Origin of the sequence: uncultured Mucilaginibacter sp., assembly GCF_937859865.1 — a bacterium.
Classification (GTDB): domain Bacteria; phylum Bacteroidota; class Bacteroidia; order Sphingobacteriales; family Sphingobacteriaceae; genus Mucilaginibacter_A.
The window spans coordinates 1-14130 of sequence record NZ_CALMAT010000169.1 but is presented as its reverse complement, the minus strand read 5'-3'; the positions used below and the strand labels follow the sequence as shown (position 1 = coordinate 14130).

General features: G+C 38.8%; 11 protein-coding genes. All 11 read right to left on the bottom strand.

The window, feature by feature from the left end; translation table 11 throughout:
- Nucleotides 1-3 precede the first annotated feature (3 nt).
- Nucleotides 4-861 (bottom strand): heme o synthase, encoded by an 858-nt coding sequence (gene cyoE, locus Q0192_RS17790; protein ID WP_299291684.1) that lies wholly within the window; start codon nucleotides 859-861, stop codon nucleotides 4-6.
- Nucleotides 851-1927: a COX15/CtaA family protein gene (locus Q0192_RS17785; RefSeq protein ID WP_299291682.1), complete on the bottom strand. Its 1077-nt coding sequence runs from the start codon at nucleotides 1925-1927 to the stop codon at nucleotides 851-853. The genes cyoE and Q0192_RS17785 overlap by 11 nt, the downstream gene beginning before the upstream one ends.
- 86 nt (nucleotides 1928-2013) lie before the next feature.
- Complete coding sequence (locus Q0192_RS17780; RefSeq protein WP_299291679.1) at nucleotides 2014-3912, bottom strand: cbb3-type cytochrome c oxidase subunit I; 1899 nt, start codon at nucleotides 3910-3912, stop codon at nucleotides 2014-2016.
- Between the two features lie 13 nt (nucleotides 3913-3925).
- Nucleotides 3926-5140, bottom strand: a complete 1215-nt coding sequence (locus Q0192_RS17775; RefSeq protein WP_299291677.1) for a cytochrome c oxidase subunit II — start codon at nucleotides 5138-5140, stop codon at nucleotides 3926-3928.
- A gap of 218 nt (nucleotides 5141-5358) precedes the next feature.
- The gene (locus Q0192_RS17770; protein WP_299291675.1) at nucleotides 5359-6609 is read right to left on the bottom strand and encodes a quinol:cytochrome C oxidoreductase; all 1251 of its coding nucleotides are present in this window, start codon (nucleotides 6607-6609) and stop codon (nucleotides 5359-5361) included.
- A gap of 14 nt (nucleotides 6610-6623) precedes the next feature.
- Nucleotides 6624-7202 (bottom strand): cytochrome c, encoded by a 579-nt coding sequence (locus Q0192_RS17765; protein WP_366518212.1) that lies wholly within the window; start codon nucleotides 7200-7202, stop codon nucleotides 6624-6626.
- The gene (locus Q0192_RS17760) at nucleotides 7195-7731 is read right to left on the bottom strand and encodes a DUF3341 domain-containing protein (protein WP_299291671.1); all 537 of its coding nucleotides are present in this window, start codon (nucleotides 7729-7731) and stop codon (nucleotides 7195-7197) included. The genes Q0192_RS17765 and Q0192_RS17760 overlap by 8 nt, the downstream gene beginning before the upstream one ends.
- A gap of 2 nt (nucleotides 7732-7733) precedes the next feature.
- Nucleotides 7734-9203, bottom strand: coding sequence for an NrfD/PsrC family molybdoenzyme membrane anchor subunit (gene nrfD / locus Q0192_RS17755; RefSeq protein ID WP_299291669.1), 1470 nt, complete (start codon nucleotides 9201-9203; stop codon nucleotides 7734-7736).
- A gap of 26 nt (nucleotides 9204-9229) precedes the next feature.
- Nucleotides 9230-12271 (bottom strand): TAT-variant-translocated molybdopterin oxidoreductase, encoded by a 3042-nt coding sequence (locus tag Q0192_RS17750; protein WP_299291666.1) that lies wholly within the window; start codon nucleotides 12269-12271, stop codon nucleotides 9230-9232.
- Nucleotides 12272-12314: 43 nt separating this feature from the next.
- Nucleotides 12315-13598 (bottom strand): cytochrome c3 family protein, encoded by a 1284-nt coding sequence (locus tag Q0192_RS17745; protein WP_299291664.1) that lies wholly within the window; start codon nucleotides 13596-13598, stop codon nucleotides 12315-12317.
- Between the two features lie 250 nt (nucleotides 13599-13848).
- Nucleotides 13849-14130 (bottom strand): deoxyhypusine synthase family protein (locus Q0192_RS17740; RefSeq protein WP_299291662.1); only part of this gene is annotated, 282 nt, incomplete at its 5' end.

Here is a 14130-nt window from a genome sequence, read left to right as displayed (position 1 = left end):
TTTTTATTTTCCAACAAAATCAAACAATAATGCCAATTGAACTACTGGCAAGTAAAAAAAAGAAGCATACATCAGCTTTTTAGCTGAACCAATGTCTTGCTTCAACATTAAATTAAAAGCATAGTATAAAAAAGCGAAGCTTGAAATTAATGATATTGCACCAACATATAAACCACCAAAATTGTAAAATGTTGGCAAAAGACTTACCGGAACCAGGATTAAAGTAAACACAAAAGTAATTACGGCACTAGTTGCATCTCTTTTTCCAGTTGGCAATAACCTAAAACCTGCTAATTTGTAATCGTCATCCAAAACCCAGGCAATAGCCCAAAAATGCGGAAACTGCCAAACAAACTGTATCCCAAATAAAACTAATGCAATATAATCAATTTTGGGATGGGCAGCTACATAACCAATTAGTGGAGGCAGTGCGCCCGGAATTGCACCGATAAAAACAGCAATAGGTGATTTTCTTTTGGCAGGCGTATAAATAAAGGCATACAAAAAAATAGAAAATACTGATAAGTAACCTGTAGTTAAGTTTAAACTTCCTAAAATGTATGTCCCAGCAATGCCCATAAAAAGGCTTAACACCAAAGCCTGTCCGTTGGTCATTTTGCCCGATGGCAAAGGTCGGTCGGCTGTCCTTCGCATCAATTTGTCTAAGTCTTTTTCGATGATTTCGTTAAACCCGTTGGCTGCTGCGGTAACCAAAAATCCGCCTAAAATCAACAAGCCCCAATTTTTCCAGATGATTTCACCGTTAACTTTGCTGCCAATTAAAAAAGATATGGATGCTGAGAATACGACCAGAAACGTAAGACGAAATTTAATCAGCTTAGAAAAATCGCTAAATACCATACTTCGCTCCTGACGTTTCTGCTGTTTCAAATAAATTCAGCAATAAGTAAAACTGTATGCCAAACAACAAACTGGCCAAAAATAAGTGCGCAACTTGTGCAATTGGGGGCAAGCTTAAATAAGCCAGTGCAATTCCTGCAAAAACCTGCAATGTAATAATGATAAAGCTTGTACTCATCAATTGTTGTTGAACTGAACTTTTTACGTAGGCTTTCCTAATCAGCATAAATAAAAACAAGTTAACCAAAATCACCAACAGGGCTAAGTTTTTGTGGTTGAATAAAACCTTTTCCGCTCCGTTGACCCACTCTTGCCTAAAGTTTCCTTGTAGCCTTACCGCATATTCGTCAATTTTTTCCCGCACTTCGGTCCCAATCGAAATTTGTACAATATCCAATACCAATGCAAAAAAAGCCACAACAACTACCCATGCTTTGCCCAAAACTTTTTTGCCTGCTTTGATCATTCTTGCTTTGTGCCAGGTATAAATACTGATAGCCAAAATAGCCAATGCAATTAACATATGTACAGTTACAATCCAGGGAACCAAATTTGAAGAAACTACGATAGAACCGATCCAGGCTTGAAACCCGACCAAGAAAAGGTTAAACAGGCTTAACAAAACAATGCGCTTACTAATTTTCCAATAGTAAAAAGAATATACCGCTGTTAGTAACAAAAATATTCCGGTTATCGCCCCTATCAATCTGTTAATGTATTCGGTCCAGGTTTTTGCTGCATTAAACTCTTCTTGCTGCTGGCCATTTATAAAATTTCGGGATTGTATTTTTGAAGCTAAATTGGTATATCCAAAAGCATTCAAAACCTTTATGAAACGAGTATTTTTTTTAACCTGGATTTCAGCATATTTTGTACGGTAATCAGCAGGTAACTGTGCTTCTTTTACCGGTGGAATATACTTGCCAAAACATTTAGGCCAATCTGGGCAACCCATCCCGGAGCCTGTACTTCTTACCACCCCGCCAGCTAAAATCAGTATAAACAGCGCAATTACAGCAATTAGATTGATGGACCGAAACCTTTTTTCCGAATTAAAATATTTCAATTTACTGTTAAAAATTAAGGGTATTTAGTAGGAAAAAATTCCTGCATAAATACCCTTGAATCAAATAAAATTATATGGTGCAGTTTTTATTTTACTTCCTGTGATGGGGAATTTTTCTTTAACCATTCAGTTTGCATTTTTTCCACTTCCGGGTCGTCTTCAAAATCATGCGGTAAGTTTGAATTCAATGTTTGAGAGAAAGGTACAGTTTGCGGAATAAAATCCTGGTCATGTCCCGGTTTACTATAGTCATAAGACCAACGGTAAACGGTTGGTATTTCGCCTGGCCAGTTTCCATGAATACGTTCTACCGGAGTAGTCCATTCTAAAGTATTTGCATTCCAAGGGTTTTGGGAAGCCTTTCTACCAAAAAATATAGAGGAAACGAAGTTGTACAAAAATGCCACCTGCGCCAATGCCGACATAATTGCTGCCCAAGTAATGAATGTGTTAACAGAAAGCCATTGCTTCATTGATTCAAATTCTGTAAAAGCATAATATCGGCGCGGTACACCGTCCAAACCCATAAAGTGCATCGGGAAGAAAACCAAATAAGCACCGATGAAGGTTAGCCAAAAGTGTAGATAACCTAATTTTTCATCCATTAACCGTCCAAACATTTTAGGAAACCAGTGATAAACACCGGCCAGCATACCAAATATAGCAGCCGAACCCATAACCAAGTGGAAATGTGCAACCACAAAATAGGTATCATGTAAGTTGATATCTAAAGCAGCATTACCTAAGAATATACCGGTTAATCCACCAGAGATAAAGAAAGAAACAAAACCGATGGAAAACATCATGGCAGGTGTGAACCGGATATTGCCACGCCATAAAGTAGCCAGCCAATTAAAAGTTTTTACGGCTGATGGAACCGCAATAATTAAAGTGGTTATCATGAAAACCCCACCGAGAAAAGGGTTCATACCGGTTACAAACATGTGGTGTCCCCAAACAATGAAAGACAAAATGGTGATACCAATCAAAGAATAAACCATGGCATGATAACCAAATATTGGCTTACGTGCATTAACAGCCATTACTTCGGATACCAGGCCCATTGCAGGCATAATTACAATATAGACTTCCGGGTGGCCAAGAAACCAAAATAAATGTTCGAATAAAATAGGGCTGCCACCTTCATTTGGCAATACTGATCCGTTCAAAACAATATCAGAAAGGTAAAAACTTGTCCCCATGCTTCTATCAAAAACCAATAATACTACACCTGCAACAAGTACCGGGAAAGACAACACGCCTAAAATTGCGGTTACAAAAAACGCCCAAATTGTTAAAGGCATTTTCCATAGGTCCATACCTTTCGTACGCATGTTTAATATCGTACTGATATAATTGATACCTCCCATTAATTGAGAAGCAACAAAAAGAACCATACTTGTTAACCATAAAGTCATTCCCATTTCTGAGCCTGGCATCGCTTTTGGCAAGGCAGATAAAGGAGGATAAATTGTCCATCCACCACTTGCCGGGCCTTTTTGCACAAAAAAGGAGCTTAACATGATGATACAGGCCGTAAAGAAAAACCAGTAAGACAACATGTTTAAAAATGGGGAAGCCATATCTCGTGCACCTAATTGCAAAGGAATTAGAAGATTACTAAAAGTACCGCTTAAGCCAGCTGTTAGCACAAAAAATACCATAATGGTACCATGTATGGTAACTAAGGAAAGATAGAAGTTTGGATCTAAACGCCCTTCCGGTGCAAACCTTCCTAACAATGTTTGTAAAAAAGGAAAAGCTGTATTGGGATAAGCTAATTGGATACGAAACAATACGGACAAGATCATAGCAATAACGGCCATGATAATACCAGTTATTAAAAACTGTTTCGCAATCATCTTATGATCCTGACTGAAGATGTATTTTGTCAGGAATGTTTCCTTGTGATGGTGATCGCCATGTCCATGGTCATTGTGTACATGTACCAACTCCGGATTATTAACTGTTAATGCTGTTGCCATAACCTCTTTTTCCTTATAATTTATTAAAAGCTAATTTATTTTTAGTAACAGAATCAGCAGGTGCTGCTGTTACTGCCATTTTTAATTCTTTTCTTAATTGATCGCTCAAATAAGGTTTTTGTTTAGATACCCAATCCTGGTACTCTGCTTCTTTTACCACCCTGAAAACTTTTTGCATGTTAAAGTGGTTGCCACCACAAATTTTATTGCAGTATAACTTATATTCAAAGTTGGGATTGTCCATTTTTGCACGCATATCATCAGTTGTAACGGTAGGCACAAATTGAAAAAAAGTAGGCAGGCCCGGAACCGCATTTATCTGCACCCTAAACCATGGCAAGTAGAAACTATGGATTACGTCTTGTGCTATTAAATTAATACGGACAGGTTTATTTACAGGAACTACAATTTCGTCTGCACTTAAATCATCATAACTGTTATGATCCTTAAAATCTACACCAAGTTTGTTATTGATTGAATATAACTTCGAATTTTTTAATCCAAGCTTTTTATCCTTTCCAGGATACCTTACTTCCCAGGCAAACTGATGTGCAGTAACATCTACATTTAATGCAGACCGTTGTTCTGCAACCGGAACATCCATAATAGTTTTCCAGGTAATAGAGCCAAATACTACCAGAATCGTTAAAACAATAGCTGGTACAATTGTCCAAAGTTTTTCAATAGTATTGTTATGAGGCAGGAAATAAGCTTTTCTAAGTTGTGAACCTCTGTAAATGTAGGCAAACCCAAAAAGCAATATTTGTGTGCCTACAAAAACGATCGTAGTAATAATCAATGTGATATTAAACATTTCGTCTATCCGGACACCATGTTTTGAAGCAGCATCAGGCAAAATCATACTGCCATGCACTGTGTATTCCCAATAGGCACCATATAAACCTAATAATAAAAACACACCGAAAGATACAGCCATAACAGTGTTCCAATCCATACCTTTTTTGTTTTGCATTTTTAATGTTAGGTCGTATACTTTTAAAATACGGCCAATAACTGCAATTACAAAACATAGGAGTAAAAACAGTAATACATTGTAGCCGATACCAAGCCACATATTGTTGTCAGCAGTAGAACCATCAATTGTTGGTGCATTAACGCTGGTTGGTGCAGTGCCTTGTGCGAAAGAAAAATTTGCAAGTAACAATAGAAATAAATTAATACTGCTGAAAACTAGTGATTTTGAAAAAAATGATTTTTGAAATTTCATTTTAAAGATTTTATATGTGTTTCGCCCGTTGTTCAAATTTAATATGTTGCTTAGAGCCTGTTTAAAATTTACTAATTAAGGTTTTGATGCTTCTTTTATCCCCTTAAAATTGTTAAGTACTTGGCTTTCTGATTTGTTTAAACTGATACTAATACCAATTTTTATAGGGTAAAAGAAGTATTGACATTTTTTCTTATCTAAATTTAAACAAGCTATTATTAAATATGATGGTTTAAACTTTCTTCTAAGAATGGGTGGTTTTTTGGAACGAGCGAGGTTTTACTTAATGCATTTAGCATTAAAAAGGTAAACAAACCTACATATCCTAAAGCTATCCCAATTTCTTCGATGCCGAATCCCCTTCCTGCTGCACCAACCGTTCCTGGCATAACCATTAAATAATAATCAAGCCAATGCCCACATAAAACAACAATACATACATACTTTAAAACTGTAGCTGCCCTTTTTGCATCCCGGGACATTAACAACAATACAGGTGCGCAGAAATTTAGTACTATATTTAACCAAAACCATGGCTTAAACTCAGGTTCCCACCTTTTGTAAAAGTAAACACTTTCCTCCGGGATGTTAGCATAGTAAGTAAGCAAAAACTGTGCAAACCAAACATAGGTCCAGAATATGGAGAAAGCAAACACCAACTTACCTAAGTCGTGCAAATGATTATCTGTAATCCACGTCATGTAACCATTTTGCCTTAAAATAATGGTAATTAAAGTTAAGGCTGCAAGGCCGCTTACCCACATGGCTGCAAAATTATACCAACCAAACATTGTTGAATAATAGTGCGCCTCCAATGACATTATTGCATCAAAAGCGAAAAGAGGGGTAGTAAACCCAAATACTACCAAGAAGATAGCAGATATTTTAAAGCTTTTATTATAATTTGCCATACCTCCTACTTCATCCTCATTTTTAGAATATCTGCTAAGTAATGCACCAAATATGCTGTACAAGCCAAGAAATATAATTAACCGGGCAAAAAAGAATGGGATGTTCAAATAGCTAGATTTTGCCGCAATTACAGCATCATAATTCTCACTTCCTTTAACAACTATGCCTTTTGTGGCCCAATGTGCGTATAAGTAAGGTTCCACTATTTTTTTACCTTCTTCCACTACTGTATGGTTGGTTAATAACCCTAAGGTTATAACAGCAATTAAAACAAATGCAGCGTAGGGCAAAACTTTTGCATAAGCCTGTGGAATCCTTATAACAGAAGCAGACCATCCTGCTTGTGATACATATTGGATAGCACAAAATAAAATACCTTGCATACATACAGATGCAAAATAGTAGCTCATCAATAATAAATTGGCAAAAGTTCGCTCAGTATGTCCTGCCAAAATCCCGAATGCTATGGCAACAAAACCGATTGCAATAGCTATTAAGCTATAGGTTTTAGCTTTCCCTGAAAATTCAAACTGTTGGTTGTAATTAAGATCTTTCATCAATTTGATTGGTATTATAATTTTTGTAATTGGTGGACATACAAGATTACTTTCCAGCGTTCATCAGGATCTAACTGGGAAGCATAAGAACCCATAGCATTTAAACCATAAGTAATAGTGTGATAAATTTTACCGTCTGTAAGATCTTTCATAGCCCCACCTCTGGATGAGGTACCTTTTGAGTAAGATGGCGGGGCAGGATAACCATGTTGTACCACCAAACCATCCCCCTGACCTTGAATTCCATGGCAGGGAGAGCAAAAATGCTCAAAAAGTACTTTACCATCTGCAAGCGTCTTTTTATCGGTAATGTATTTGTTTACAACTTCTACACTAGCCTTTTCATATCCATCTTTTGTATTTGGATAATCAAACCGTACAAAACCTACTGGAATAGTACCAGCAGGTGGGACTTGCGCTGTTGTTCCATTTTTAAAGTTAGGATTGGGTTGATAAGGATCGTAAGCAATATGCTCGTACATGTTAGGGGCATATTCCCATCCGGTACTACGCTTATCTTTACCGCAAGCAGTAAGCAAAACAGATACAACAGTGCTTACTGCAACTACACTGAGTATCCTAAATCTATTCATAGCTAACATATTTTCTGTCGTTATGTTTAATTTCTACGGCACCTGCTTCTTTCAGGCAAGAATCTATTTGGTCGTGCTGGGTATTGGTTTTTGCATTAACAGCAATTACAAAACGATCATTAGTGGCCCTTAAATCCATAACCCTGGGTGTACGTCCCGGAAAAAGATGGTTGGAATAAAAATAAGTAAAAACCATACCAAAAGAACTAAACAAGACCGTCCATTCAAAGCAGATAGGCACAAAGTTAGGCGCAGTAAAATGTGGCTTTCCACCGATGTTTATAGGCCAGTCATACACCAACATGTAATATAACATACAAAATGCTGCTGTCAATCCGATACACCCAAAAATAAAGGCAGCAATAGGCAGTCTTGATTCTTTGATTCCTAATTTGTTTTCAATACCATGAATAGGCATTGGTGTAAACACATCATAAATAGAAACGCCTTTTTCTTTTAGGCTATCAATGCCCTTCATCATTTCATCAGGGTCGTCAAAAATGCCAAGTATATATTTAGTACTATCCATAATTAAATATTTGAATATTCAGCTTGTTCAACGCTGTCATACTTTATTAAATTCTCTTTGTAAAACTCGGCCTGTTCTTTACCTACATGCCCTTGTTCTAAAAGCTTTTTCTTTTCTTGTTCACTGCTGCTTTTTAACAACAATTTTACTTCTGCCATCGCCACTGCCGGAAGCACTCTCAAGAACAATAAGAATAAGGTAAAAAATACGCCAATTGAACCTATAAAAACACTTACATCAACCCAGGTAGGATAAAACATAGCCCAACTTGACGGAAGAAAATCGCGGTGAAGCGACACTACAATGATTACAAAGCGTTCAAACCACATTCCTATGTTAACAATAATTGACAACCCCCATGAAAGCGCAATATTTGTACGTACTGATTTAAACCACATTAATTGTGTCATTAATACATTACATCCGTACATCATACAGCCAGCCCACCAATAAGGCCCTATAAACCTGTTTAAAAAAGTGTATTGTTCGTATTCACCGCCAGAGTAGTAGGCAATAAAAAATTCTGTCAGATAAGCCACACCCACAATAGATCCTGTCAACAAAATAATTTTGTTCATAGATTCAATGTGGAACATAGTAATATAATTTTCAAAACCTAATACTTTACGGGTAACCAACATCAGGGTTTGTACCATGGCAAAGCCTGAAAAAATAGCCCCTGCAACAAAGTAAGGCGGAAATATGGTAGTGTGCCAGCCTGGTTCAAGGGAAGTGGCAAAGTCCATAGATACAATCGTATGTACTGATAGTACTAAGGGCGTTGCAACACCTGCCAGCACCAGGGATACTGCTTCAAAGCGTTGCCAGGTTTTTACAGAACCGTTCCACCCAAATGACAAAACAGAATAAATTTTGCGGCGCAAACCTGTAGCACGGTCGCGGATAGTAGCAATATCAGGTAATAAGCCTGTATACCAGAAGACTAAGGATACAGAAAAGTAGGTTGAAATTGCAAACACGTCCCAAATTAACGGTGAGTTAAAATTTACCCACAATGAACCATATTGGTTAGGTAAAGGAAGGGTATAAAGAGCCATCCATGGCCGACCCATGTGTGATACAACATAAGTTGCCGCGCATATAACCGCAAAGATCGTCATTGCTTCTGCAGAACGGTTAATAGAGTTCCGCCAGTTTTGGCGGAACAATAAAAGTACAGCAGAAATTAATGTCCCTGCGTGTCCAATACCAACCCACCAAACAAACCCGGTGATATCCCAGGCCCAGCCTACTGTCTTGTTCAAACCCCATGAACCGATGCCATACCAAAAGGTGTAGCTAACGGCATAAAGCCAAAGCATTGCACCTGCAGATGCTACTGTAAAGCCTATCCACCAAGCTTTATTGGGCATATTTTCTACTGGCACTAAAATATCGTCTGTTATTTTAGCGTAAGTGATATTATCACCTGTAATTAAAGGTTCTCTTATTATAGATTCGTGTGATGACATACTCTTATGTTTCTCGTTATTTATAATTAAGCCAAGGTTTCATTAACATTTCTTACTTTAACCTGATAACCAATTCCTGGTTGTACGTTAAGTTCTTCCAACACGTAATAAGTGCGTTCGCTTTTCAGCAATTTAGCTACTTCAGAGTCAGGATCATTTACGTTACCAAATATGATCGCATTGGTAGGACAAGTTTGTTGACAAGCCGTTTTAATTTCCCCGTCTTTCAAGTTTCGCTGATCAAGTTTCGCTTTCAGTTTGCCGCCCTGAATACGTTGGATACACATGGTACATTTCTCCATTACACCTCTAAAACGGGTAGTAACATCCGGGTTTAGTACCAATTGCGTATGCTCATTATTCAAGTAGTTATCAAAACGGGAATCGTTCCAATAATTGAACCAGTTGAATCTTCTGACTTTGTATGGACAGTTATTAGCACAATAACGTGTTCCAACACAACGGTTATAAGCCATGTGGTTTAACCCTTCTGAAGAATGGACCGTTGCCAATACCGGACATACTGTTTCACATGGCGCATGGTCACAATGCTGGCAAAGCATGGGCTGGTACACCACAGAAACATTGTCCATGTTATCTAACTTATTAATTTCTTTTTCTTCCGTTACCGATTCATTGCCTTCTTTAAAACTGTAGTAACGATCAATTCTGATCCAATGCATTTCCCGTCTGCGCCGAACTTCGTCCCGGCCAACAACCGGCACATTGTTTTCAACATTACATGCAGCCACGCAAGCACCGCAACCGGTACAAGAATTTAAGTCAATGGCCATCACCCAATTGTATTCCGGGCGGTTATATTCAGGCCAAAGCGTGTAAGTTTTGTGTTCTGATTCGTGGCGCCCGTTTGCAGAAGAAGGGTCTTTTAAATATTTATTAAAAGAAGTTTCGCGGATTATATTCCGGCCTTCCACAGAATGATGGGTTTGGGTTTGTGCTAAATTATAAACATCACCTGTTGCAGAAATAGTAGCTTGGGCGGAGCCTTGAAAAGTGCCGTTTTTAAAGGTCAGGAATGGAAAAGCATTTTTACCAACCCCTGTTCCAACTTTTCCGCTTGAAGTGCGGCCGTAGCCCAAAGCAACAGAAATAGTTTGTTGTGCTTGTCCCGGCTGTATCAAAACCGGTAGCTCAACTGTGTGATTGCCTGAAGTTACCTTTAAAACATTACCTTCTTTTATGCCTAATTTTTCGGCATAGGTTGGAGAGATGGCGGCATAATTGTCCCAGGTTACTTTAGAAACAGAATCCGGTAATTCCTGCAACCAAGGGTTATTAGCTCTTTTGCCTTCGCCCATGTTAATAGTTGGGTAAACCTGAAGTTCAATTGTATTGCCATTTGCGGCCAACTGGTTGCTATGGTTGATGATGCTCTGCGCAATACCACTTAAATCTTTATTAAAAGTATAAGTAGTTGCAGGCACGTCTGCTGTTTTTATCAACCCTTTTTGCAGCAGTGTTTCCCAGCCGCCCTGACCCGATAAACCAACTTTAGGCAACAAATTAGTTTCCCAGTTATTCCTTACAAAAGCATAATAATCTTTAACAGGGTTATTGGCCCAAATCAAAAAGCTTTGCTCTGCCTGACGGGAATTATAAACCGGGTTAATGGCAGGCTGAACAATGGTATAATAACCCGCAAAAGCATTGCTATCGCCCCAAGCTTCCAAATAATTATGATTTGTCGCTATAACCTGACATAAAGAAGAAGTTTCGTCGCTACGGTCAGAAAAAGAAACCTTTAACCTTACTTTAGCCAAAGCCTGGGTAAAATCTTTTGCATTGAAATAATCATAAGCTGGGTTTGAATCTAAAAAGAATACCGCGTCGATTTCGCCGCGTTTCATTTCATTAACAAATTCTACAAACTCTGCGTCGTTGCCTGCATATTTAAAATATGGGTTATCCAGGTCAATGGTTGTACCGTAACTGCCAAGCAAAGAGTTGATGGCATTAGTTAAAACCTGCATGGCCACATCGTTTGAACCACAAACTACCAATGCCCTGCCTTTTGCTGCAGTAAGCTCTTTTGCTGCTAGGGCTATTGAGTTTGCTGCTGCCTTGTTGCTTAATGGTTTAGACCCTGGAAGTGCAGTACCAGATATTGCATTGTACAAGTTAACTAAAGCCAAACCTTCTTCTGAAGGTTTAATAGGAACCCTGGTATCAGCGTTAGTACCTGTCAAACTCATACCAGCTTCAAACTGGATATGACGGGACATTTTTTTATTTTCTAAAGAAGCATTGTTCCTATTCGTAACCCATTGGCGCATAAATTCAACAGGAGATATCCAGGTGCCTAAAAAATCTGCGCCAAAACTTACAATCACATCGGCTTTTTCAAAATGGTAATGCGGCAGAACAGCTTTACCAAAACTGTTTTGATTAGCCTGGATAATGCCGGTATAAGAAATCGGATCGTAATTGATCAGTTTTGTTGTAGGATATTTGGCGGTAAAAGCAGCAATAACCGCTTGTGTAGAAGGGCTGTGAACGGTAGAAGAAACAATTCTGATTTTTTTTCCGCCAGCAGCTATCGCAGCTAATTCTTTTGTTACGAAACCATCAATCATGTCCCAGGAAGACTCGTCTTTATTTAATAATGGGTTTTGTAAACGCGATATGTCATATAGGTCAAGTACAGAAGTCTGTCCAGGTGCGTCAATTGCACCGCGGCCAATTAAATCATCCGGGTTGCCTTCAATTTTAATAGGGCGTCCTTCCCTGGTTTTTACCAGAATAGACTGTCCATTGTAACTGGAGGTGTAGTAATTTGCAACACCCGGCGTAACTTCCTCCGGTTTAATTAAATATGGGATTGATTTGTGTACCGGAACTTTTTGGCAGGCAGCTAATGTTACCGCGCCAACACCAAACCCCAGTGCTTTTAAGAAATCACGTCGCGGGGTTTTGGCCATAAGCCCTGCTCCGCTTAAAATTTCTTCTATTGGAAGTGGCTCAGCAAACTCGCTTTTGTTCATCTCGACAAACTCAGGCGAATTATTTAATTCCTCTAAACCTTTCCAGTACTTTTTATTGCTTTCCATTTAAGCTTTGTAAACTGTAATTGTAAATGCTATTTGTTAAAAATTAATAATGACATTTGCCACATTCAATACCTCCGATAGAGGCAATTGTAACTTTTTCACCTCGCTTGATGCGGTCGTGCACATCAACCATTCTGTCATAATATGCGTTGCCTTTGTAGTTTACTTCGGTACGCCTGTGGCATTGAATACACCATTTCATGGTTAAAGGGGAATATTGGTAAACTTCCTGCATTTCCTGGATTTGGCCATGACAAGTTTGGCACCGGATACCGCCAACCTTTACGTGCTGTGAGTGATTGAAGTAAGCAAAATCAGGCAGGTTATGGATGCGTACCCATTGGATCGGCCTTGCTTTGGTACTATCGTATTTTTGTGTCTGTGGGTCATAACCCAAGGCATTATAAATCTTTTGTATCTCTGGGGATTCTGTTTTAACCACTTTATGGCAGTTCATACAAATGTTTAAAGAAGGAATACTTGCATTTTTAGATTTGTACGCGCCGGAGTGGCAATACTGGCAATCAATTTTCATGGCGCCTGCATGTAACTGGTGTGAATATTTGATCGGCTGTACCGGCTGATAGCCTTGATGTACGTTGGTGTTCCAAAGCGTAACCCAAGTCCAGCTACCTAAACCAACAACAGAACATAATACCAAAAAGAACACAAACTTTTTGTTTTTGGCCAATATCCTAACCGTGGCTAAACGGTCTACCGCTGGTTTGGCTGTTTCTTCTTCTACATCTTCTGGCAAAAGGCCTTGTTTTTGCATCAACAGTCTTTCCAGCGTCCCAATTACACGGTTCAATACCAGGATTACCAAAAAGGCAACAACGATAACACCGATCAAACCGAACAGCATTGAACTGCTTGGGCCGGAATCTGCACCGGAAGGGCCGTTAGCGCCAGAACCTACTGCCGGTGTAGCTTTTGCAGCCTGTATCTTTTTCCACTGGTCTTTTACATAGCCCAAAATGTCTTTTACATCCTGATCGCTCAAGTTTGTAAACACACTCATTTGCGACTGGTTGTACTCGTTGTAAATGTTTAACGCTTTCGGGTTTTTGGCCGCAATCAAAGCCTGGTTGTTCTGTATCCATTTGATCAGGTAAGCCTCGTCCGGCTCTGAAGTAATGGTTGGCCCCAATGCCGGGCCGGTCATCCGTACATCAATTTTATGGCACGAACCGCAATTGCTGCTTTTAAACAAAGCCTCGCCTTTTGCCGGGTCTTGTGCATAAGCAGCAGTTTGCACCAGAACAAAACCTGCAACGATGAACAGTAACCTTGAAATTTGTTTTAAAATCAATGAGACATTTCTCATAGGGTATATTATGCTTTTAATGTAATTGAAGAACCGAAAATATCAGAAGAGGACGTTTCCCTACTATTTTCGGTTCACAAAAGTATAACTTATAAAAATATCACTGACAGTATGATGACTGTTAATACCAATTTATACTCATTCTAAATAAGCGCAAAATCTGGCTTATTTGAACTTATTTTAAGGCTGTTTTGCCTCAAGTTGTTTGTACCGATACTTCTTTTATCGCACTAAAATTTGCATATCTAAATTATTGTTTTAAAATCCAGGCAAATATCAGTGGGACAACAATAGTTGCATCAGATTCTACAATAAATTTGGGTGTATGGATATCTAATTTTCCCCAAGTGATCTTTTCATTAGGCACAGCACCGGAATAAGAACCGTAAGATGTGGTTGAATCTGAAACCTGGCAGAAGTAGCTCCAGAAAGGGATTTCCGGCATTTCCATGTCCTGGTACAACATCGGCACAACACAGATCGGGAAATCGCCGGCAATACCGCCGCCAATTTGAAAAAAGCCCAACCCTTT